Genomic DNA, 21,672 nt, shown 5'->3' on the forward strand with positions numbered 1-21,672 from the left:
TATAAAAAAAACTTGCTGAGAATAAACCCAGCAAGGTCTCTTAATCGGTAATCAGCGCCGAAATCAGCTGAGTTTTTTCAACCGGTTCGCTTGAATATTCAATACTATTATATATCATATTTATGCAATCCGCGAGTTCTTCTGTATTTGCATAAATGGTTGCCAACGATTCGCCTTCTTTAACGAAATCGCCGACTTTTTTGTGAAGAACGATGCCGACTGCCAAATCGATTTCCGATTCTTTCGTCGCTCTGCCGGCACCAAGCACCATAGCTGCTGTGCCGATTTCGTCCGCTTCCATAAAGGAAATATAGCCCTCTTCCGGCGAAGGGACTTCTTTCATGAATTTCGCTTGCGGCAATAAGCTGACATCGTCGACTACGGCAGGATTTCCGCCTTGAGCCGCGATGAATTGCTTCATGACTTCGAGCGCTTTGCCATTGGCAATCACTTCTTCTAACATTGCACGTGCTTCTTCCAAGGTCTCCGCTTTGCCGCCGACAACGACCATTTGGCTGCCAAGAACGAGGCACAATTCTGTCAGGTCTTCCGGTCCATTGCCTTGCAATGTTTCAATCGCTTCTTTCACTTCCAGCGCGTTGCCGATGGCGAAGCCAAGGGGCTGGCCCATGTCTGAGATAATCGCCATTGTTTTGCGGCCCGTTGAATTGCCGATGCCCACCATGGCATGCGCCAATTCTTTCGCATCTTCTTCTGTTTTCATGAATGCGCCTTCGCCTATTTTCACGTCCAAGACGATGGCGTTTGCGCCAGCTGCAATTTTTTTGCTCATTATCGAACTAGCAATCAATGGGATGCTATTGACTGTCGCCGTTACATCGCGAAGCGCGTAAAGTTTTTTATCGGCTGGCGTCAAGTTGCCACTTTGGCCAATGACAGCCAATTTGATGTCATTGACTTGTTTGATGAATTCTTCCGTCGTCAACTCGACGTGGAAGCCTTCGATCGCTTCAAGCTTGTCGATTGTGCCGCCTGTATGGCCAAGCCCGCGTCCGCTCATTTTTGCTACCGGCACGCCGCATGCTGCAACCAAAGGTCCAAGAACCAATGTTGTTGTATCGCCCACGCCGCCTGTAGAATGCTTATCAACTTTGATGCCTTCGATAGCAGACAAATCGATTTGGTCGCCTGAGTTGGCCATTGCCATTGTCAAATCCGCGCGTTCGCGTTCAGTCATATTCTGGAAATAAACCGCCATCAGAAATGCACTCATTTGGTAATCGGCAATTTCGTTTTTTGTATAACCTGTGATGATAAACTGGATTTCTTCAGTAGTCAGTTCAAAGCCGTCTCTTTTTTTCTCGATCAAATCCACCATTCTCATGATTCGTTTCCCGCCTTTCTCATTTTAAGTTTCCTAAGATGCTTGTGCCGAATTGAGGCATCGGTGCTGAGAAATTATCTGCAATCGTTGCACCGATATCAGCAAAGGTTTTGCCAAGCGCCAATTCTTTGCCGCCTTCAAATCGCGGTGAAAATACCAGCAACGGCACAAATTCACGTGTATGGTCAGTGCCTGGGAATGTCGGGTCGTTGCCATGGTCAGCCGTGATGATCAGCAAATCGTCTTCATTCATACGGCCGAGTACTTCCGGCAGCCGTTTGTCGAACGCTTCAAGCGCTTCTGCGTAGCCTTTTGGATCGCGTCTGTGCCCGAACAATGCATCAAAATCTACCAAGTTCAAAAAGCTCATGCCTGTAAATGATTCTCCGGCAACTTCCACCAATTTGTCCATGCCGTCCATATTGTCTTTTGTGCGAACCGATTTTGTCACACCTTCGCCGTTGAAAATATCATTGATTTTGCCGATGGCGATCACGTCTTTGCCGCTGTCTTTCAATTCGTTCATAACGGTGCGCCCAAAAGGTTTTAGGGCGTAATCATGGCGATTCGACGTCCGTTTAAAAGCACCTTTTTCGCCTAAGAACGGGCGCGCAATGATGCGGCCAACCAGGAATTCAGGCGATAGCGTCAATTCGCGTGCGATTTCGCAGATGCGGTAAAGCTCTTCAAGTGGAATGATTTCTTCATGGGCTGCAATTTGGAGAACCGGGTCTGCAGAAGTATAAACGATAATAGCTCCTGTTTCCATATGTTCTTCTCCAAGTTCGTCCAATATTTCAGTGCCGCTGGCCGGTTTGTTGCCAATGACTTTGCGGCCGGTCTTTTCTTCAAGCTGCTGGATCAATTCAGTCGGAAAGCCATCCGGATAAACCTTGAATGGTGTACCAATGTTGAGTCCCATAATTTCCCAATGTCCAGTCATCGTATCTTTTCCGACAGACGCTTCCTGCAATTTGCCGAAATGCGCCGCAGGCTGTTCCGCTGGCGTAAGCCCTTTCACAGGAACGATGTTAGCAAGTCCAAGCTTCTCCATGTTCGGCATAGAAAGCCCACCAACTGCTTCCGCAATATGTCCAAGTGTATCTGATCCTTTGTCGCCGTAAGCTTCAGCGTCCGGTGCTTCACCGATTCCCACTGAATCCAGAACCACAAGGTGAATTCGTTCAAAAGGTTTATCTGTCATTTGTCTTCCTCCTTATTTACGATTCTATATTACCACAAATGAAGGTCTTGTCAGAAGTCAGACCTATTTTATTTTTTAAGCGCGGGGATGGAACTGTGAATAAACATCCTTTAAGCGTGTTTTGCTGACATGGGTATAGATTTGCGTAGTGGAAATATCTGCGTGTCCAAGCATTTCTTGGACCGCCCGCAGATCCGCCCCGTTCTCGATCAAGTGCGTAGCGAACGAATGGCGCAGCGTATGCGGCGTCAACTCTTTTTGGATGCCCGCTTTTTGGGCATGCTGCTTCAGCAATTTCCAGCAACCTTGGCGCGTCAGCCGTTTGCCACGTTGGTTGATAAACAAAGAATCGGTTTTTTCGCCTTCTTTCAGCAAACTGCCTCGTGCGCTCGATAAGTATTCTTCACAAGCCGAAAGTGCGGATTTTCCGAGCGGAATGATCCGTTCTTTTCCGCCCTTGCCGAAACAGCGGACAAAGCCCATTGTCAAATTGACATCTTCAACATCCAAATTGATGCATTCACTGACGCGCATGCCGCTCGCATACAAGAGCTCAAGCATAGCCCGGTCGCGCACCCCGTTCGGTTTACTGGCATCTGGCGCTTGAATCAGCGCATCGACTTCTTCTATAGAAAGGATATTCGGAAGCTTTTTCTCCATCTGCGGCATTTCCAGATGGACGGTCGGGTCGTTGTCCACGACCCGCTCACGGATCAGGAATTGGTGGAATGAACGGATTGAGGAAATGTGGCGTGCCACGGTCCGTGAAGTTTTGGTGGTTTCTTTAAGATGGCGTAAGTGGTTCAAAATATGTACACGTTCCACTTTTCTGAGAGATTCCAGCTGCTCGACTTCTTTTAAATACTGGAGATAGCTTTTCAAGTCCCGTTCATAGGACACTAGGGTGTTGGCGGCAAGCTGCCTTTCCACCCGCAGGAAATGCAGGTAGTCGTCTAATGCATCTTTGGCGTATTTCACGTGAATCCCTCCAGTTGGTTATATATATGATTTTCAAATTTTTCATTTCGCTCCAGTCGGACGCTTTCCGCGGGTGGGCATGGAGCCTCCTCAGCCCGTTTTGCACGGGCTTCCGGGGTCTCCATTGTCCCACTAATCCCGCAGGAGTCGCCGCCTTGCGCTTCATTCAAAGGAGAATCTTAATATCGGACCTCTTCTTTTATCTTAGTAATTGAAAGATACACTTCCTGCACTTTCTCGCTGTTTAACAGATGTGGAGCAAAATAGCTCCGACTCCCAAGGGAGCAGTGAAGCGATGTAGTGCCGAAATCCACTCGGGCGCTAGCACGAGTTAGTTCGGCCAAGCCCGCAGGAAAGATATGGCCGAAGGTAGTTCTGCCATATCTTTGCGATAATGCAGCGCAGCGATGCAACGCACTTTAATGTCTCGAAGCTAGCGAAGCGATGCAGAGACAGGAGCATATGTTTTAGCGGGGCTTTTTTGCGGAATATCTGACATTTAACCTTCTAAGAATAGAAAAAGGAAGGGCGGCCTATCAGGGCCGTCCTTCCTTTTCTCACCAGTCATTGGGATGCATCTTGGGAGCTGCGGTCATGACAGCGCCAGCAGATGCCATGAAAAGTAAGACGGTGGTCTTTAATTTGAAAGTTGAACCGTTTTTCTACGACGGCTTCCACATCTTCTAGCAGGTCTTCCTGTATTTCGTCTACTGCTCCACACTCTATGCATACTAAGTGATGATGGAAATGGGCTGCGCCTTCCTGGCGCAGATCATAGCGTGATACGCCATCACCAAAGTTGATTTTGTCGACAACTTTCAATTCAGTCAATAATTCCAATGTCCGATACACAGTCGCCAATCCGATTTCCGGTGCGATGTCTTTTACTAGTAGATAGACGTCTTCCGCACTGAGATGGTCTTCTTCGTGGTCTAACAGGATCCGGACAGTCGCTTCACGCTGTGGCGTCAATTTATAACTGGCAGCATGCAATTGTTTTTTAATACGGTCAATTCTAGTTTCCATGCGACGCCCTCCCTAAACTGCCTTTATTATATCAAAAGACGGTTCTCATTTACAAGAAATATAATCATTCTTTATTTAGAATGATTATAATCTAAGGGCTTGGCTATTCTCATTTACTAAGTGTTGTTTTGCCCACAGGACGGCAAAAGCAGTTTTTGCATCAAAAATCCGGTTATCTTTCATCATTTGTTCTGCCTCTTCGATGGTAACTTCGAGCAAATCGACAAACTCGTCTTCATCCAATATTGCGCCGGATTCGGATTTTTTCAAGCCGACCGCTCCGTAGACATGAATGACTTCGTCCGCGAAGCCTGGAGAAGTTGAGAACGATTGGATCAATTGGAGCCGCTCTGCGGTGTAGCCTGTCTCTTCTTCCAGTTCACGCATTGCTGTATAGGAAGGCTCTTCGCCTTTTTCGATTTTGCCAGCCGGTATTTCGATGATTGAACGCTCCAGCGCTTTGCGGTATTGCTCAACCAGAATCAGTTTGCCTTCAGGTGTCAAGGCGATAAGCGCGACGGCTCCCGGATGTTCCACCAATTCACGCTTTGATGTATGGCCATTTGGCAGTGAAACTTCGTCGACTTTTAAGTTGATGACTTTTCCTTCGTAGATCCGCTCTGAACTGATGGTTTTCTCTTCAAATTTTTTCATGGGAAACCTCTTTTCGTTTGTTATTTCTCTACCGCAAAGTATACCATAAGAGAAACGACATACTAAACGGGGTGGCTGCATGAAAAAGAATATTCTAGGAAATAGTGGAATCGAAATTAGCGAGATTGGCTTAGGATGCATGTCCTTGCCTTTCGATCTTCCGGAAGCAAAAGCAATTGTGCACGAAGCACTCGAACAAGGCATCAATTACTTTGATACGGCGGATTTTTACAATAAAGGCAAAAATGAAGAGCTCGTTGGTGAATTGCTGAAAGGCAGCCGGAAGGATATCGTCCTTGCGACGAAAGTCGGCAATGAATGGAATAGCCATACGGATGAAGTAAAGTGGAATGCCACGAAGCCTTACATCACGAAACAGGTCCACAATAGCTTGTTGCGCCTGCAGACGGATTACATAGACGTCTATCAGCTGCACGGAGGCATGATAACCGACAATAGCGAAGAAACGATCGATGCATTTGAAACTTTGAAAAAAGAAGGGCTGATTCGGGCATACGGCATCTCTTCCATTCGGCCTAATGTCATCAAACGCTTTTTGGCGGACAGTCACATTGCTTCTATTATGATGCAGTACAGTTTGCTGGATCGCCGCCCGGAAGAATTCTTGGAGGAAATTGGTGCAGCAGGACGTTCCGTCGTGACGCGCGGCTCCTTGGCGAGAGGCTTGTTGACGAACAGCGGATTGAAGCGAGCTGCTGACGGGAATGGTTATCTGACCTATGGGGATGCTGAGCTGAAAGCCGTTCTACAAAGTTTGATGGAAATCCACGATAATTTGAATGCCTTAGCTGTGCACAGCGTATTGGACAATCCGACTGTGGCTTCTGTCATTGCTGGTGCCAGTTCTGCGAATCAGCTCCGTGAAACGCTCACAGCCTACGACACAACTGTATCAGTTGAACAGATTCGACGCGCCAAGGAACTGACTAAGCAAGATCGCTACCAGGAACACCGGGAGTAAAAGTTAAATGGATATATTGTTCATTTTGCAATTACTCGCTGTGATCGCCGGCAATCTGCTGATTGGAGCGGTCGGGTTTATTCCCAGCTTTTTTATGACCGCTCTGAATATTTCCTTGTACGGTCTCGGCGCCGGCATGCTGCTTTCTATGATCGGCGAAGTGTTCGGGGTTTGGATTGGGTTCCACTTGTATCGCTTCGGTTTTTCAAAGATGAAAGACGAGTGGCGCCAGCACCGGCTTTGGCGCTATTTGCATAGCCGGAATGCCAGCCAAATCTTCTTCGGCATCATTGCTCTTCGGCTACTTCCGTTTATGCCGTCCGGACTGGTGACAGCAGCCGCTTCGGCAACTCCGATCCGCACTGGCTCATTTTTGCTGGCCAGTACCATCGGCAAGATTCCCGCCGTTGCCTTTGAAGTCGCAGCAGTTTATGGATTCACGCAAGTGGTCCCCATTTTTTATCAATACCTCATACTGGCGGTGCTGCTCGCGGCCACGCTTTTGGGGTGGCTAATCACCAAACATCGCTCCGCTAAATAAAATAAAAAAGCTGCCTGCAAAGTCAAATTTAGACGTCGCAAGCAGCTTTCCAATTTTTGTTGGCCTCACTGATTTTCCGTTTCGATGCCAATCGTCTCCAATTGCTCTCTAGTGTCCAGTGCAACGGATAAGGAAGCCCCTACCGCCACACCCACACCAGCAACATGCAAGGATCCATCACCGTATTGATTGGAAACGGCAGTGATATCTTGTCTTGCTTCGCCCAATCGATTAAATATGGAAGCTAGGCGCTGTTCATAATTACGGTATTCTTCCAGTGTCAATGCGTCTTTAGATTTCAAGGCTTCAGTGATTGCGGCTGTTTCATCATTGACCGCAAAAACCTTATTTTCTATCGGTTCAACAGCTTTTTCAATTTGGGTCCGCTCTTTAATAGCAATTGAACTGTTTATAGTGCCATTTTCGTTGCCGGCGAATGCAGTGGGCGCAGCAAATACCAAAATGATGGCTAATGCAGGTGCGGTAGTTTTCAAAAGTGAAGTTTTCATCGGTTCCTTCCCCCTTCAATTACTTAATCCGTAAACTGCCAATATACCTTATATATTTCGCATTAACCATTTGACCTTCATTTTTAATACAAGCGTAATGTCCACACAATAACATGACAGGTGCTAAGTTAAGAGATATGTTGGTATAAGGAAGAATGTGCTTCATCGCGAGCCAGCAGAAAGAGTAGCATCGAAAACAGCTATATTACCGGAAGGACTGATTGTTTTGAGGGAATTATTAACACTGGCCGAAGTAAAAGAGTTCGAAACAGCATCAGGTTTGAATTTCCTGTACGTCCTGACAACAGGGTGCGGCGTATGCCATGCGCTTCTCCCTCAAATAAAAAGAGTGTTTGAGGAATACCCGAATATCCAAACACGCCAGGTCAACGCGGCCGACATTCCGGAACTTGCTGGCCATTTATCGATTTTCACAGCACCGGTGCTGATTTTGTTTTCGAATGGCAAGGAAATCCTTCGGGAAGCCCGCTTCGTCCATGTCGATGAGTTTGAACAAAAAATCGGCAAAATCTACGAAGGATATTATTCGTAAGGAAATTTGCCATTAAGTTCGGCAGAACCACGGGCCGAACAGAGGTTTATGCAGGCGCAAAGCGATTTACGAACATTTACTTGCGGAATACAAGATTTACTTGCGGCAAATCACCTTTAACTTACAGCAATTCAAACCAGCACTTCATAAATGAAAAAATTGCCCGGCAAGCCAATGTAAACGGCGTGCCGGGCAATTTTTCTAATGCTTATGATGTTCATGGCCGCCGTGTTCTTCGTGAATCCGGCTGATGATGTTGTTGTCGTGTGGATGTTCTTTGTTTTCCATTTGGATCGTGACGTGGCCGATTTTCATGTCTGCCAAAAGCGTTTCAATCCGGCGTAAAAGCTGCTGGCATTCCTCGAACGTTGTGCCTTCTTTAATCACGACATGCCCTGACAAAGAATTTTGGCCGCTTGTGATGCTCCAGACGTGGAGGTCATGGATGTCGACCACTCCGTTGATGTTTTTGATGGCCACTACCACTTCGTCAAGGTCGACATTGCGCGGGGTCCCTTCCATCAGCACATGAACTGCTTCTTTTGTAACGCGCCATCCGCTCGTCAATACAAGCAACGCAACGATAACACTCATCAGCGGATCGGCAAAGTTCCAGCCGAGGAAGAAAATCAGCAAAGCCGCGATAATCGCACCGACTGATCCCAGTAGATCGCTTAGCACGTGCAAAAACGCTGCACGCACATTCAGGTTTTCTTTTGTATCGCCGCCACGCATCATGATCCATGCCACCAACAGATTCACGAGCAGCCCGATTACGGCAATCGTCAGCATTCCCAGTGATTTCACTTCCACAGGATCGGCGAAACGGTGGTACGCTTCGTAAAAAATGTAAACTGCGACAAGCACTAACGTCACTCCGTTAAAGACCGCCGCCAGTATTTCAAAACGTTTATAGCCGTAGGTCTTGAAACGGTTTGCCGCTTTTTCTCCGAGTGTAAATGCCAGAACGCCGACGCCTAACGACACCGAATCGCTTAGCATATGGCCAGCATCCGCAATCAGCGCCAAGCTGTTTGTCAGATAACCGCCGATGAACTCGACAATCATAAATGCAGCCGTAATCCCAAACACAATTTTCAGCGTCCGTTTGTTCTTGTCATGGGAATGGTTATGTCCGCTGTCCATTTCCATCCTCTCCCATCCTATATGCTGGTGCTGTTTTTATTTTAACATCTTACATACTTCCGCTTAAAACCGATCCTGCTTCTTGCCTTTTCTTTTTCAATGCTTTCCAAAGCGTTCAGGAAACTGCTTTTTTTATTGTCCTTTTTCAGTTCCACTATGCCTACTTCGGCTGATATCTCCAGCGCTTTTTCATGGAGCGGCAAATAGGAAACTCCCACAGTATAAAGAAAATTATTCATCGCAGATTTCGTGCGTTCCGGAGAAATATGAATCGTATTTTTCACGGTATCAAGCATATCAAAAATTTTTCTTTCTGAAAACTCCTCGTCTTTGCGGTTGCCCAGCAGCCAACAATAACAACTCCAGCCGGCGGACATCTTCAGTTCATCGCCGCTTGCAATCCATTTATCGGAAACGTCTTGTGCAATGTTCGATTCTGACAAAGTCACTGCTACAATATAATCGGAAATCATGTAAAAATACGCCGTTTCCATCCAGCGGTCGAAGTCTTCCTTTGTCATGGCTTTCGGGTCGGCGATAACGCCTGCAAAGTACATGGCATCGTAATTGCCAGTGGCATAAAGCTTGTCAGCCAAATCCTGGTCTATTTTTATATTCTTCTTGATGGGCTTCATCGCCCCTGTAGCTACGCCAAAAAGCGGCTCGTGAGCACCATTGGACAGGTATATTTTTTTCGTTCGTTCCTTGCCAAGAGCTTCAAGCTCTCGCATGACTGTTTCGAAATCCATATTTTTCCCTTCCTTTCAACAAGCAGAGTAAATAATTCTTCAAATTAAGTTTACACTACTTCACTAACGTTCATGCATTGATTCTTAAATGGAGATTTTTTATTGCAAATGCAATAAAAATACATTAAACTGAATTCAGTTACTTTTACAATAGAACATTCACTAAGGAGATTGATATGAAAGAAATTTTGCGCGAAATTGGCATGATTGCAAGAGCATTGGATTCCATCAGCAACATCGAGTTTAAAGAATTCGATCTGACGAAAGGCCAATACTTATACGTGGTGCGGATTTTTGAAAACCCAGGAATCATTCAAGAACAATTAATCGATTTAATTAAAGTAGATCGCTCTACCGCAACGCGCGCTATTCAAAAACTTGAAGCAAGTGGTTTTATTGAAAAAAGAGATGATCCTGACAACAAAAAAATCAAACGGCTCTTCCCCACCGAGAAAGGGAAAATGGTCTACCCTTTCATCAAAAGAGAAAATGAACATTCCGATTTTGTCGCATTAGAGGGCTTTTCGGAAGAAGAAACCGAAATGTCGTTCCAAATGCTGCAGCGAATCAGAAAAAATATCGAAAAAGATTGGGAATCCGTCAAAAAAGGCCATAAGCGAAACTATTAACCTTAAAGGAGCTACCTTTCCAATGACTATTACCATCAAAAAGTACAACTTTGAGAATGCAAGTGAGCTTCAAAAAATTAGTGTTGACACGTTTACGGAGACATTCAAAGAACAAAATTCCCCTGAGCATCTGGCTGCCTATATAGAAAAGGCTTATAATTTAGATGCGTTGGAGCAGGAGCTCGCTAATCCTTCTTCGCATTTCTTTTTCGTTTATTGGGATGACAAAATCGCTGGGTACTTGAAAGTCAATATGGATGAGGCACAGACAGAAGTGATGGGCGGCGCTTCACTGGAAATTGAACGGATTTATGTAAAAAAGCAATTCCACAAGCACGGCCTTGGCAAAGCGCTGTTGAATAAAGCATTCGAGATCGCTTTGGACGAGAAGAAAAAGGCAATTTGGCTAGGCGTGTGGGAAGACAACACAAACGCTATTGCGTTTTATCAGAAAAAAGGATTTGTCCAAACGGGTTCGCACTCGTTCTTTATGGGCGATGACGAGCAAGTCGATTTGATTTTAACCAAAACACTCCAATAATTTTTGAAAGGCGGATTCTATTGTATATTCCTAAACATTTTAAGCTCACAGATCTGAATGAAATCCAAGAATTCATCCACACGAATTCATTCGGCACATTAATCACCACAAAGAATGGCAAACCCATTGCGACGCATTTGCCGCTCCAATTAGTGAAAGAAGATAATGATTATTTCATCACTGGGCATATGGCTTATGGAAATCCCCAATGGCGGACATTCGATACTTGCGGTGATGTGCTAATCACATTTCAAGGGCCGCATGCCTATATTTCTTCTTCGTGGTATGAAAAAGAAAATGTTCCGACATGGAATTACCAAGCTGTTCATTTATATGGTGCAGCCAAACTATTGGATGAAGCTGAGTTAAAAGCGGACTTGGCTAAGTTGATGCAAAAATATGAACAACATCGAGAACATCCTGTTTTGTTGGAGACACTTTCCCCTTCCATGCTGGAAAAAGAACTGAAAGGAATAGTCGGCTTCAAGATTCAAGTGACCGAAGTTCAGGCTGCTTATAAAATCAGCCAAAACCGAACCTCAACGGATTACAAGAACATCATTGATCAATTGCACAAGGAAGAAAATACAGATGCATCCGAAATGGCCGAAGTAATGGAAAAGAAGATGAAGAAATCTTAGTAACTTCCTTCCGAAACAGGTGAAAATAGAGTAAAGAGTCCTTTCTTTTGAAAATACTTTAAGAAGCGTGTATTATTGTCATTAATTGCATAACTGAAATGTTTTCTAGGGTTCCGCAGCATCTGACGCTGGACTGGTCCGAGAGAAAACTCACAGCTCTGCTGTGTCACGGAAGGACAAAAGCCTGGGAGAAACTGTTGTTACAGTTCTCTCAGGCTTTTTATTTCCGTCAATATAAGGAGGAGATTTTATGAATTCGGATTGGTTGAAAGTCATCATTGCCGCTGTTTTTGAAGTGGTTTGGGTTATCGGCTTGAAGCATGCCGATGGCTTTGCGGAATGGGCTACTACTGTCGTAGCAATCGTTATCAGTTTTTCTGCCATGATCAACGCGGGACGGAAACTGCCGGTCGGCACCGTCTATGCAGTTTTTGTCGGACTTGGAACGGCAGGTACTGTCCTTTCAGAGATTGTTTTTTTCGATGAACCGTTTAAAATCGAAAAAATTGTATTAGTTGGCGTGTTGTTAGCCGGAGTAGTCGGTTTGAAATTAGTAACTAATGATGAACCTGTTGAAGGAGGCGAAGCATAATGGCTTGGACGGCATTGATTTTAGCAGGAATCTGCGAAATGTTCGGCGTGGCAATGATCAGCAAACTGAACAAAGATCGAAATTGGCAAGCTTTTTCGCTGTTGGTGCTCGCATTCGGTTCGAGTTTCGCCTTTTTGGCGTATGCGATGGAAACTTTGCCAATGGGCACCGCTTACGCCATTTGGACGGGGATCGGCGCGTCCGGCGGGGCGATACTGGGCATGCTTTATTACAATGAATCCAAAGACACGAAGCGGATTTTCTTTATCGCTCTTGTTTTGGGCGCGGCCGTGGGATTAAAGCTTGTAGCGTGATTCTCCCCCCCCCCCAATGAAAAAAGAAGAAACTCGGCGATGAGTTTCTTCTTTTTTATGGACATATTTTGTTGATTGTTTAACGCTCTTATATTTCTTGCGCTTTCTTTTTCTTGATACTGACCAATGCTCCTGCAACCACTATTCCGAGCAGTACACCCCAGAAAATCAGCTTCCATTCCGTGGAATGGGCAAAGTCGTAAGGAAGGATTCCCAAGTCTTTATGCGCCAGCGTAAGCACCAACAGCTTGACACCCACCCAACCGACGATTACAAACGCTGTAGTTTCCAATTGCGGATAGTCCGCCAACAACTTGACGAATTTATGGGCGGCAAATCGCATGATGACAAGTCCAACCAAGCCTCCGGCAAGCATAACGGCAAACTGCCCGCCGTTGATTCCGCCGATTTCCGCACTCCCTAAATGCGGCAGTGTAATTGCGAGTGCTACTGCAGCCAGCATCGAGTCGATTGCAAAGGCAATATCCGCCAATTCCACTTTTAAAACAGTCATCCAAAAGCCTGATCCTTTAGTTGCTTCGGGCTCTAGGGAATGTTCTTTCCCTTTCCGCTGATCGTAAATGTGCTTAATCGCGATGAACAGCAGATAAGCCGCTCCCAAAGCTTGAATTTGCCATACATCCACCAATATCGTAATCATGAACAATGCCGCAAAACGGAAAATAAAGGCCCCCATCAACCCATAAAACAAGGCTTTTTTCTGTTGTTCTTTCGGCAAATGCTTGACCATGACCGCCATGACAACAGCGTTATCTGCAGCCAGCAGCCCTTCTAGTGCAACTAATACCAGCAACACCCACAAATACTCCAATAAAATTGCTTCCATCTTTCATCCTCCTCCTAATTTTTGCCAACAAAAAAGACCCTTGCCTAATAAAAGGCAAAGGTCTCGCTAAGCAAAATTTTGCTATCACAACCGATGGCTACGAACCATGTAATGACGACTGTGAAATAGGTTTCCCTATAGCTACTCCCCCTTGACATGAAGTCAGAGTCTATTGAGTTGTAAGATTACTATACCATTTAATAAGGACCTGCAAAGAAGAAAAATTGTCCATTTAATGACAGAGATTTCTGAAAGCTGTTAGACAATGAAAGAACATCCTAACTTTCTTTCAATGCTCTTGTTAGTTTAGATGTCCATGACCATACGAAGCATCTTTGTATTAAGTCCATCCAGATTGTCATCAAACTCAGAATGGGTATGAAACCCCTTGGCTTGATAGAAAGTTACTCCAGATTTATTTTCTTTTTCTACATCAGCAATAAGCGATTGTGCCCCCTTTAAATTCTTAATGCCCTCCCGAAGAAGGGCTGTTCCGATACCTTTACCATGATATTTCGAAAGGAGGTATATCGCACCCAATTCAGCAATACCTCCTTGTTTCACTGTAGAGAAATTAGCAAATCCAACGATTTCCCCTGTCACTTCAGCAACGTAAAGAGAAGAAACTTCCAAGCGTTTGTGCATCATGTTATCGCTATAGGCGCTTCCTAAAAATGTTTCTTGAATTTCCAGTGGAATTATTCCAGTATAAGTGGTTTTCCAACTTTCCCTTGCTACACTTTGAACTGCTTTTATATCTCTCTTTTCCATATCTCGGATGTAAAAACCCATATTTAAAATCCCCCTCTTTTTACATGCATAATCTTTAATTTTAGGTGTAAAAGATTTTCTAAATCTAAAAATTCATTTAAGTATAAATAAATCACTTATCCTATATTCCATTTAACCCCAAAAATGTATACTTAGAATATTGAATAAAACGGTTTAGGCGAGGTAGAGTATTTGAATGGCCGGATCACTTTAAGCTTTAAAAATAAAGAAGTTAGAATTTGGTTCTACATCATGTTGCCTATAGCGATCATTGGGATGTTTGTTTTGTTATTTGCCGAATACAAATATCAAAATGCTGCGTTCTTAGTGGTTTTAATAGGCTGGCTAATATATTCCCTTTTGCGCTTAAAAAATAGAAAGAAAAAGTAAAAGAAGCAGTTCTTTCTTAAAAAGAAAGGCTGTTAAATTATTTCATTCTCGAAAGGCGCTGGAAACTAATTGTTTTTATATTACACAATAACGCTCATTGTCGTGTTTTTAGCTATATTAATTATTAACTTCATAGTGAATAAAATTTTGGGATTGAGCAGTAAAGTCCATTGGATAATGTCTCTCGTTACAAGTTTTCTTTTTGCATTGCTTTTTACAGCGATGCTAGGTTTTTAACACGTCGCTTTATTCTTTATCGAAGGTAAAATATATTTTACAAAATATAACCTTTATTACTATATATGACTCTATCTTTAAAATATACATATTTTAACATTATTTCATCTAAAAAATATTAAAAAGTTTTTAATAACAAATTTTGATGCTAAGGCATTCCAGTAAAAGGAGCAATTCAGCTTATGAAAAGTTTCATCGATGATTTAGCCGGAGCGATTTTTGATATTCTGAAGTTGTTTTGTTATTTCCTTGCCGGTGTGGTGATTGTTAGCGGAGCAATGTATGCGATTGTAGGGATTTTAAATTTGATAACCGGAAACTAAAAAATCCGCAAATGGCATGCGCTTTTACAGCGGTTCCATTTGCGGATTTTTCATTCATAAATTTACCGAACTTCACTTCTTCATTAAAGTTCTCATTTTTCCACTATCCATACATCTTTCAAATCCACCATTAATTCAACCCTCTGCCCGGCTGTTGCGTTTTCCATTTCTCGGCTCGATAATGCGCATTCAAAGGGTTGGTTGCCCACTAGCACGTTGCATACATAAAATCCTTGGTTGAATCTCAGCTTCTGGATCACCCCACTGACATGCATCAAGCCCTTTTTCGGTAAAAAGTCGTTAGACGCAAGCTGAAGCGCTTCCGGACGGATAATCATAAAACAAGATCCGGCTATGACGGTGTCATCTAGCGGAAACCCAAAGTTACCGTCGACGGAAGAAAAGCGGCCGTCGCTGACTGTCCCAGGAATGATGTTTTTCAATCCCAAGAACGAAGCGACTGTTGTGCTGGCAGGACGTTCATACAAGTCTCGGGCATGGCCCACTTGCAGCAATTTCCCTTCGCTCATGACGCCGATTCGGTCCGACAAATAAAATGCTTCTTCCCGGTCATGCGTAACGAATAAAACGGTGACGCGGAACTCTTTTTGGATCCGGCTCAGCAGCTCCCTCATTTCTTCCCTCAGGCTCGGGTCCAATGCGCTGAACGGTTCATCCATCAGCAGTACCCGGGGATTGGCAACAAGCGCTCTCGCCAACGCCACGCGCTGCTGTTGGCCGCCGCTCAATTCGTCCGGGAACCGATTGCCATAGCCGCGCAAGCCGACTCTTTCCAGCATCGTTCTGGCTTCATCGAGCCGCTGTTTTTTGCCAACTTTCTGCATCTTTAGACCGAACGCCACATTGTCCTCTACCGTCATGTGGGGAAACAGCAAGGATTGCTGGAACACCATCGCGAACTTTCTTGCTTCGGACGGGACCGTTGTTAAATCGGTGTCGCCTACCCAGATTTCGCCGCTGTCGGCCTGAAGCAACCCGGCGACTAATTTCAATAGCGTCGTCTTGCCACAGCCGGATGGGCCAAGCAGCGAGAAAAATTCACCTTCGCGGATTGTCAACTGGACGGGCTGAAGAGAAAACGCCGGATCGCCTCTACGCTCTGTTTGTTTAAATTGTTTTTTAATATTGATGATGCGCAAATCGTTCACAGTTCCACTCCTCTCCGCCGGTCTTTATTCGTTGAGGCTTTTTTGTTTTTATAATAGTTCTTCAATGCTACATCCATCACCAGCAATGTCAAGATGGCCATTCCCGCAAACAGCAGCGAATAAGCGGATGCAATGGCAGGATCTCCCCCGCTGATGAACGGAAACAGCAGGATCGGCAAAGTCACAACCTGGCCCGAGCCGATGAGGAACGTGATCAAATATTGGCTCAAGGAAATTAGGATGCTCAAACTTGCACCCGCTGCGATGCCCGGCAATAAATGCGGCAGCACGACGTGGAAAAAACGCGAACCTGGACCCGCCCCCAGCATGCGTGCCTGGTCTTCCCAGTCGACAGATAAAGTGTTATAGCTGATCATGATTGCACGCACCATATAAGGCAATGTCGGCGAAAGATGAGCCAGGACAACGCCGAATATCGTCTCTGTCCATCCGAGGCGCAAGAACGTCAAATGGATGCCCATGACGGCAACGAAAGGTGGAATGACAATCGGAGCAAATATGATGGCTTCTGCCAGCCATTTGCCAGTGAATTTATTGCGCGACAAGGCATTGGCGGCCGGTACAGCAAGCAAGATGTTCACCGCAGTGACGATGCCCGCAATCAGCAGACTGACCCCTACTGCCGGCCATGTATCCGAGCTGCTGGCCAGCACATATTCCCAGGCTCGGAAACTGTAGGACTCAGGCAGGACGTTCGGCCATTGCCAGCCAAACGACACGCTCGACAAAAGCAATGGAAGGAATGGAAACCCGATGACAATGAAGGCGATGATGAAGAAAAACAGTTTGATCAAATTAGTGCTTTGCTTCATTAGTCCCACCCCTTTAAGACATTCCAACGCTTGCTGAAGAAATAGACGGCTAGCCCCAGAAGAATCGTCAAAGTAGCCAGGATAATATTGACGGCAAGTGCTTCCGGCCGGTCAGCTAATGTGCCGCTTGTATAGAGCTGATACGAATAAACCGGCAGCATGCTTGGGTAAGTGACACCCAGCAAATACGGCACTTCGAATGCGGAAAATGTAAAGACAAAAACGATAAAAGCCGCGATGGTCCAAGCGGGCAAAATGGCCGGCAGTAAGATTTCGCGGATGAATGGCCAGCTCTTTGCGCCAAAAACCCTGGATACATCGCGCCAGGAGCGGTGGATGCGCGTCAATACCGGATAAATCATCAACGATACAAAAGGAGCCTCTTTCCAGGCATATGCCATGATGATGCCCCAGCCGAACGGATCATTGACCAATACCGGAAAATCTGCGATTCTGTCGATCCATCCGGCAGTGGCCAGAATCTTCGACAAAAAACCGCTTTGCATAAACAGCAAAACGATGATATAGCCGCCGACGAGATGCGGAATCGTCAGCGGCAGCTGGAACAAGCGGTGCCATAATCGTGTAGCCCCCGATTTCGCGGACTCAGTGAACATAAACACGAAAATCGCAATGAAGCCGCCAAGTGTCGCCGCAATCAAGGATGACAAGGCTGCGACTCTCGTGGTCAGGACAAGCGACTCCCAAAAATCGGGTGAGCGAAGCAACCCGGTATATGCAGTAAGTTCTAGCTGGGTTTCCCCGATAGCGGGAAAATACCCCAGACTTTTCAGCAGCCCATCAAAAAGTCCCCCAAAAAACAGGAGGACAATCGTGGCGGTGGCTGGCAGCAGCAAAAGAAATGGCTTAGTCTTTTGCAACATGTTCTATCCACCCTTTTTCGATGATTTCAATGTAATCCGCTGATAATTCCGGTAAGCGATTCGCTTCCAGTTCTTCCAAAGGCAATGTCGCTTTACCCAAATCCACATCGGTCATGGCTTGACGCTGTTCAGGAGATAACTTCTCCAAATCCAACGCCGATAAATCACCCCAGTTTTCAGGAGACAGTTTAGCGGTCTGGGCTTCTGGCGACAGCAATTCATTGATCGCGACCATGGCCCCTGCCTTATCAGAGGAGTTGAATGGAATCGACAGGAAATGGGTATTGGCAAGCGTTCCTCCGTCCAGCAAGAACGTACGGGTCGATTCAGGGAATCGGCCTTTCAGCACTTCACTAGCGGCAAGCGCTGGGTCGTAGCTCATCGTCATACCAATTTCACCGCTCGCAAACAATTGGTCCTGTTTGGCGAGGCTCTCCGGATAGGTTTTGCCTTCACGCCATAAAAATGGTTCAATTTTGTTCAAGTATTGCCACATCGGTTCGAACCGGGAGTCCAGATCATCGATTTCCGCTGCGGGCTGCTCGTATTGTTCATGCCCGCCTGTCGTTTCATATAAGACGTGGCGGATGAACGCACTGCCCGTAAAGTCAGGCAGCGCCGGGTACGTAAACTGCCCCGGATTTTCTTTGACCCAAAGGGCCAGATCCGCCATTGATTTCGGCGGTTTCGGCGATTTGTTTTCATCGTGCACAAAAACATATTGCGCTTGGCCCCACGGTGCTTCCAAGCCGTCAACCGGCTCCCCGAAATCTTCTGCGATTTCAGGTGCGTCCGCATCGATATAATCCATAAAATTCGGCAATTGTCCGCTGAAATCGCCCCACAGCAGTCCGTTGTCTTTCGCAGCTTTGAAATTTTCGCCGTTGATCCAAATGATGTCCATGCTGCCATCGGCTTTGCCGACCGATTTCTCATCGAGCAATTGATTGATGATATCCTGCGCATCGTTCATCGGCACCCGAGTCAGCTCGACATTGTGTTCTTCTTTCATACGCGGAGCTACCCATTCATCGAGATAGCGGTTGATGTTGTCGTTGCCGCCCCACATATACATATTGACTTCTTGCCCCGAGGCGGCTTCGGCTACTGCCGGCCAATCGCTCGCCAGCAAGTCTGATGATCCTATGTCAGAACCGTTTTCTGCTGCCTGCGAGCAAGCCCCTAACGCAAACGTCAGTACCCCTATTGCTAAAAAAGAATATTTCCTCATTGTTCCCACTTCCTAAATCCGTTAATTAACTTCTTATTTGGTGTCGCTCGCCTGTTTTTTGTTCCATCGATTTCGTATGACAATCGGCACCACCGTCAAGATAATGAAGACTGCAGCTGCCAGAATGATGATTTTCGGGTTGCCGCTGACAAAACTGCTGCCCAGAAAATTATAAGCAAAAGTGCCAGGAATGATGCCGATAAAGGTAGCCAATGCAAAAGAGCCAAAACGGACTTTTGCCAGCGCCGCAACATAGCTGATCAAATCAAAATTGATGACCGGAATCAACCGGAACAGCAACACGTAGAAAAAACCGTTATGTTCCATCTGGGATTGGATTTTCCCGGCGTTGCCGGTCCATTTTCCGCGTACCAAACGGGTCCCCAAGATTTTTGCGACATAAAATGACAGCATGGCACCCATTGTTGCACCAATGATGGTGTAAAGAGTGCCCAGCCATGCACCAAACGCCAAGCCTCCGGCTATGGATAAAACCGATGCCGGAAAAAAGATCAGCGGCCTCACTGTGTAAATGATGATGTAGATGATGGGTGCCCAAATGCCAAACGACAGAATCCAGCTGCGTATGCTATTCGCGTCAATTTGAAAAACCGAGCGGCTGAGCCAAATAGCTATGCCGATTGCAAGAGCAAGCAAGAGCCATTTTCCTATTTGGCGAACGGTTTCTTTGCTCATGAGTTGCGGGTATGGGTCGAGATGCCGAAATAACGGTTTCTCATTTTTTCGTACCGTTTGCGGTTGACTCCTGCATCTGAATAGCCGACACGTGAAGCCGAACGGAATTCGATTTGCCGCGCCGCATCGTTAAAGTAAAATTCGATATCGTCCTTGAAATGCATCGTTTTCGATCGCGCAACCGCATAGACGTAATTGTCGTCATCCTGCAAAACCGTGACGCCTTCATAGCCTTTCAACATGCCGATGACATTCTTTTTCGCTTCGCTTTTGCTGCCGTTATATGGCCATGCCGGAACATATTTGTCTCTGTCAAGGGATTGCGACGACACAGCATTCGGCGTCGACGGCATCGGTTTCAAACTGCCATTTTCAACACCCAGTTTTGGCTTGATGTTATTTTTGACCGCCATATCGGCAATGCCGATTCCCGCTGCAGCGACAGCGCCGTAAACTGCAATTTTCCCTGCTGGAAGTTCCCCTGCTTTTGCTTGATTAAAAGTTTTCACTAGCGGTTGGTTCAATAAATTATCGACATATACTTTCTTGCCGATTTTAACTAGCACTTCGCTGTAAGTTGGATACGGGTGAATCACACCGGATAATTTGCCCATATTGATGTGCAATGATTTGATGGTCTGAATTTGGCTGATGATTTCACCGGCGCGATCACCCAGGATGCTCGCCCCTAGAATAAAGCCTTTTTTATCCAGAATGATTTTCACCTTGCCAATGCTCTCTTTTTTCGTATTGGCACGATCCAAATCCGCGTAATCGTGTTCATAGATGCGGATGGAATCGCCGTATTTTTCACGGGCTTCCTCTTCCGACATTCCTGAACGGCCAAGTTCAGGATCCGTGTATGTACACCACGTGACATGCTCATAATCCATTTTTTTATTGATTGGCAAAATCGCGTTTTGCGTAGCAGTAATGCCCTGTGCATTCGCCATATGCGACAATTGGTAAGGTCCGACGACATCACCGATTGCGTAGACGCCTTTAGCCGTGGTTTCCAAATGATCATCCACTGTGATGCTTTTCTCCGTGAATTCCACGCCCGCTTTTTCTAGTCCGTAGCCTTTGACATTCGCTTCACGCCCTAGCGCAACCAGCAGCCCTTCACTGGTAACCGTCGTTTCGCTGCCGTCTTTTTTGATTTTCAAATCGATCTGGCTGCCTTTTTGTTCAGCTTTGACAGCAGTCGCTCCTGTATGGATCGTAACGCCTTCTTCAATCAAACGCTGCTGAATCATCAATACCAGCTCTTCTTCATCTTTCGGCAAGATCCGCTCGAATTTCTCCACAAGCGTCACTTTGACGCCGAGGCGGTTCAAGGCTTGGCTCAACTCTACGCCGATCGCTCCGCCTCCGAGAATCGTCATTGTTTTCGGGAAAGATTTTTGAGTAAAGATGGTTTCATTCGTCAAGTACGGTACTTTGTCCAAACCGTCGATTAGCGGAACCATAGGAGAAGTTCCAGTGGAAAGAATGACTTTCTTCGCTTCTATGCGTTCTCCATTCACTTCCACTAAATGTGGTCCGATGAATTTAGCGTAGCCGTTGATAAAATCGATGCCTGACCCTTTCAGCACTTCAGGGGTTTCGCCAGCATATACTTTTTGAATGACGTCCTGGATGTCGTTCAATACAATAGATGTGTCGATCTCCAGGTTCGGGCTGTACTTTTTGGCGTGATGGACTTCTTTAGCGATATTAATCAGTGATTTGCTGGGAATACAGCCTGACCATGTACATTCCCCGCCCGGCAAGTTCTTGTCGATCAGTACGACACTTTTCGAGAACCCCGCTCCTGTAAAAGCGGCTGTCAAACCAGCTGCTCCGGCTCCAATTATTGCGATATCATACTTTTTCACCATCTCGACC

General features: G+C 45.8%; 25 protein-coding genes and 1 riboswitch. Of the genes, 9 read left to right on the forward strand and 16 right to left on the reverse strand.

All coding sequences use genetic code 11. The features are described 5' to 3' along the window. Window positions 1-40 precede the first annotated feature (40 nt). From AC4EHJ_RS03745 to AC4EHJ_RS03765, 5 genes are all read right to left on the reverse strand, one after another. Window positions 41-1,345 carry a pyrimidine-nucleoside phosphorylase gene (locus AC4EHJ_RS03745; protein WP_490974246.1) on the reverse strand — a complete coding sequence of 435 codons (1,305 nt, stop codon included), beginning with the start codon at window positions 1,343-1,345 and terminating at the stop codon, window positions 41-43. Window positions 1,346-1,364: 19 nt separating this feature from the next. Then, window positions 1,365-2,549 (reverse strand): phosphopentomutase, encoded by a 1,185-nt coding sequence (gene deoB / locus AC4EHJ_RS03750; RefSeq protein ID WP_490974247.1) that lies wholly within the window; start codon window positions 2,547-2,549, stop codon window positions 1,365-1,367. A 75-nt stretch (window positions 2,550-2,624) separates the two neighbouring features. Then, a complete protein-coding gene (xerD, locus tag AC4EHJ_RS03755) occupies window positions 2,625-3,527 on the reverse strand; it encodes a site-specific tyrosine recombinase XerD (RefSeq protein ID WP_490974248.1) in 903 nt (300 codons plus the stop codon). A gap of 564 nt (window positions 3,528-4,091) precedes the next feature. After that, complete coding sequence (gene fur, locus AC4EHJ_RS03760; protein WP_490974249.1) at window positions 4,092-4,553, reverse strand: ferric iron uptake transcriptional regulator; 462 nt, start codon at window positions 4,551-4,553, stop codon at window positions 4,092-4,094. Window positions 4,554-4,637: 84 nt separating this feature from the next. Beyond that, entirely contained in the window at window positions 4,638-5,207 is a 570-nt protein-coding gene (locus tag AC4EHJ_RS03765; RefSeq protein WP_490974250.1) for an NUDIX domain-containing protein, read from the reverse strand. 79 nt (window positions 5,208-5,286) lie between these two features. Between AC4EHJ_RS03765 and AC4EHJ_RS03770 the strand changes: the two genes are divergently transcribed. Both AC4EHJ_RS03770 and AC4EHJ_RS03775 read left to right on the forward strand, forming a co-directional pair. Next, window positions 5,287-6,189 (forward strand): aldo/keto reductase, encoded by a 903-nt coding sequence (locus AC4EHJ_RS03770; RefSeq protein ID WP_490974251.1) that lies wholly within the window; start codon window positions 5,287-5,289, stop codon window positions 6,187-6,189. 7 nt (window positions 6,190-6,196) lie between these two features. Further along, window positions 6,197-6,730, forward strand: a complete 534-nt coding sequence (locus AC4EHJ_RS03775; protein WP_490974252.1) for a TVP38/TMEM64 family protein — start codon at window positions 6,197-6,199, stop codon at window positions 6,728-6,730. 65 nt (window positions 6,731-6,795) lie between these two features. Here AC4EHJ_RS03775 and AC4EHJ_RS03780 read toward each other — a convergent pair whose 3' ends face one another. Then, window positions 6,796-7,239 carry a hypothetical protein gene (locus tag AC4EHJ_RS03780; RefSeq protein ID WP_490974253.1) on the reverse strand — a complete coding sequence of 148 codons (444 nt, stop codon included), beginning with the start codon at window positions 7,237-7,239 and terminating at the stop codon, window positions 6,796-6,798. 226 nt (window positions 7,240-7,465) lie between these two features. Between AC4EHJ_RS03780 and AC4EHJ_RS03785 the strand changes: the two genes are divergently transcribed. Beyond that, a complete protein-coding gene (locus AC4EHJ_RS03785) occupies window positions 7,466-7,792 on the forward strand; it encodes a thioredoxin family protein (RefSeq protein ID WP_490974254.1) in 327 nt (108 codons plus the stop codon). 201 nt (window positions 7,793-7,993) lie between these two features. On the opposite strand, the gene AC4EHJ_RS03790 is transcribed toward AC4EHJ_RS03785, so the two are convergent. Beyond that, entirely contained in the window at window positions 7,994-8,938 is a 945-nt protein-coding gene (locus AC4EHJ_RS03790) for a cation diffusion facilitator family transporter (RefSeq protein ID WP_490974255.1), read from the reverse strand. A gap of 41 nt (window positions 8,939-8,979) precedes the next feature. Continuing rightward, window positions 8,980-9,687 carry a DNA alkylation repair protein gene (locus AC4EHJ_RS03795; protein ID WP_490974256.1) on the reverse strand — a complete coding sequence of 236 codons (708 nt, stop codon included), beginning with the start codon at window positions 9,685-9,687 and terminating at the stop codon, window positions 8,980-8,982. Between the two features lie 176 nt (window positions 9,688-9,863). Here AC4EHJ_RS03795 and AC4EHJ_RS03800 point away from each other — a divergent pair, with 176 nt between their 5' ends. From AC4EHJ_RS03800 to AC4EHJ_RS03820, 5 genes are all read left to right on the forward strand, one after another. Then, window positions 9,864-10,316, forward strand: a complete 453-nt coding sequence (locus AC4EHJ_RS03800) for a MarR family winged helix-turn-helix transcriptional regulator (protein WP_490974257.1) — start codon at window positions 9,864-9,866, stop codon at window positions 10,314-10,316. Window positions 10,317-10,338: 22 nt separating this feature from the next. Next, window positions 10,339-10,857, forward strand: coding sequence for a spermidine/spermine N(1)-acetyltransferase (gene paiA / locus AC4EHJ_RS03805; RefSeq protein WP_490974258.1), 519 nt, complete (start codon window positions 10,339-10,341; stop codon window positions 10,855-10,857). 20 nt (window positions 10,858-10,877) lie between these two features. Then, window positions 10,878-11,498: an FMN-binding negative transcriptional regulator gene (locus AC4EHJ_RS03810; protein WP_490974259.1), complete on the forward strand. Its 621-nt coding sequence runs from the start codon at window positions 10,878-10,880 to the stop codon at window positions 11,496-11,498. Between the two features lie 94 nt (window positions 11,499-11,592). After that, window positions 11,593-11,691, forward strand: a riboswitch (guanidine-I (ykkC/yxkD leader). Window positions 11,692-11,748: 57 nt separating this feature from the next. After that, window positions 11,749-12,090 carry a DMT family transporter gene (locus AC4EHJ_RS03815; RefSeq protein ID WP_490974260.1) on the forward strand — a complete coding sequence of 114 codons (342 nt, stop codon included), beginning with the start codon at window positions 11,749-11,751 and terminating at the stop codon, window positions 12,088-12,090. Next, a complete protein-coding gene (locus AC4EHJ_RS03820; protein WP_490974261.1) occupies window positions 12,090-12,404 on the forward strand; it encodes a DMT family transporter in 315 nt (104 codons plus the stop codon). The genes AC4EHJ_RS03815 and AC4EHJ_RS03820 overlap by 1 nt, the downstream gene beginning before the upstream one ends. A gap of 88 nt (window positions 12,405-12,492) precedes the next feature. On the opposite strand, the gene AC4EHJ_RS03825 is transcribed toward AC4EHJ_RS03820, so the two are convergent. Then, entirely contained in the window at window positions 12,493-13,251 is a 759-nt protein-coding gene (locus AC4EHJ_RS03825) for a TerC family protein (protein ID WP_490974262.1), read from the reverse strand. Between the two features lie 306 nt (window positions 13,252-13,557). Then, on the reverse strand, window positions 13,558-14,043 hold the full coding sequence (locus AC4EHJ_RS03830; protein WP_490974263.1) for a GNAT family N-acetyltransferase: 486 nt from the start codon (window positions 14,041-14,043) through the stop codon (window positions 13,558-13,560). A gap of 788 nt (window positions 14,044-14,831) precedes the next feature. Between AC4EHJ_RS03830 and AC4EHJ_RS03835 the strand changes: the two genes are divergently transcribed. Further along, a complete protein-coding gene (locus tag AC4EHJ_RS03835) occupies window positions 14,832-14,972 on the forward strand; it encodes a hypothetical protein (protein ID WP_490974264.1) in 141 nt (46 codons plus the stop codon). Window positions 14,973-15,064: 92 nt separating this feature from the next. On the opposite strand, the gene AC4EHJ_RS03840 is transcribed toward AC4EHJ_RS03835, so the two are convergent. From AC4EHJ_RS03840 to AC4EHJ_RS03865, 6 genes are read right to left on the reverse strand one after another with little or no spacing between them, the layout of a single operon-like run. After that, window positions 15,065-16,141 (reverse strand): ABC transporter ATP-binding protein, encoded by a 1,077-nt coding sequence (locus AC4EHJ_RS03840; protein WP_490974265.1) that lies wholly within the window; start codon window positions 16,139-16,141, stop codon window positions 15,065-15,067. Continuing rightward, entirely contained in the window at window positions 16,138-16,974 is an 837-nt protein-coding gene (locus AC4EHJ_RS03845) for an ABC transporter permease (RefSeq protein WP_490974266.1), read from the reverse strand. Before AC4EHJ_RS03845 ends, AC4EHJ_RS03840 begins: the two co-directional genes overlap by 4 nt. Further along, entirely contained in the window at window positions 16,974-17,858 is an 885-nt protein-coding gene (locus AC4EHJ_RS03850; RefSeq protein ID WP_490974267.1) for an ABC transporter permease, read from the reverse strand. Before AC4EHJ_RS03850 ends, AC4EHJ_RS03845 begins: the two co-directional genes overlap by 1 nt. Continuing rightward, the gene (locus AC4EHJ_RS03855) at window positions 17,842-19,089 is read right to left on the reverse strand and encodes an ABC transporter substrate-binding protein (protein WP_490974268.1); all 1,248 of its coding nucleotides are present in this window, start codon (window positions 19,087-19,089) and stop codon (window positions 17,842-17,844) included. Before AC4EHJ_RS03855 ends, AC4EHJ_RS03850 begins: the two co-directional genes overlap by 17 nt. A 33-nt stretch (window positions 19,090-19,122) precedes the next feature. Then, window positions 19,123-19,785, reverse strand: coding sequence for a TVP38/TMEM64 family protein (locus AC4EHJ_RS03860; protein ID WP_490974269.1), 663 nt, complete (start codon window positions 19,783-19,785; stop codon window positions 19,123-19,125). Then, window positions 19,782-21,665 (reverse strand): FAD-dependent oxidoreductase, encoded by a 1,884-nt coding sequence (locus AC4EHJ_RS03865; RefSeq protein WP_490974270.1) that lies wholly within the window; start codon window positions 21,663-21,665, stop codon window positions 19,782-19,784. The genes AC4EHJ_RS03860 and AC4EHJ_RS03865 overlap by 4 nt, the downstream gene beginning before the upstream one ends. Between the last annotated feature and the right edge of the window lie 7 nt (window positions 21,666-21,672).

Source organism: Planococcus sp. TJ-301 (assembly GCF_058268475.1).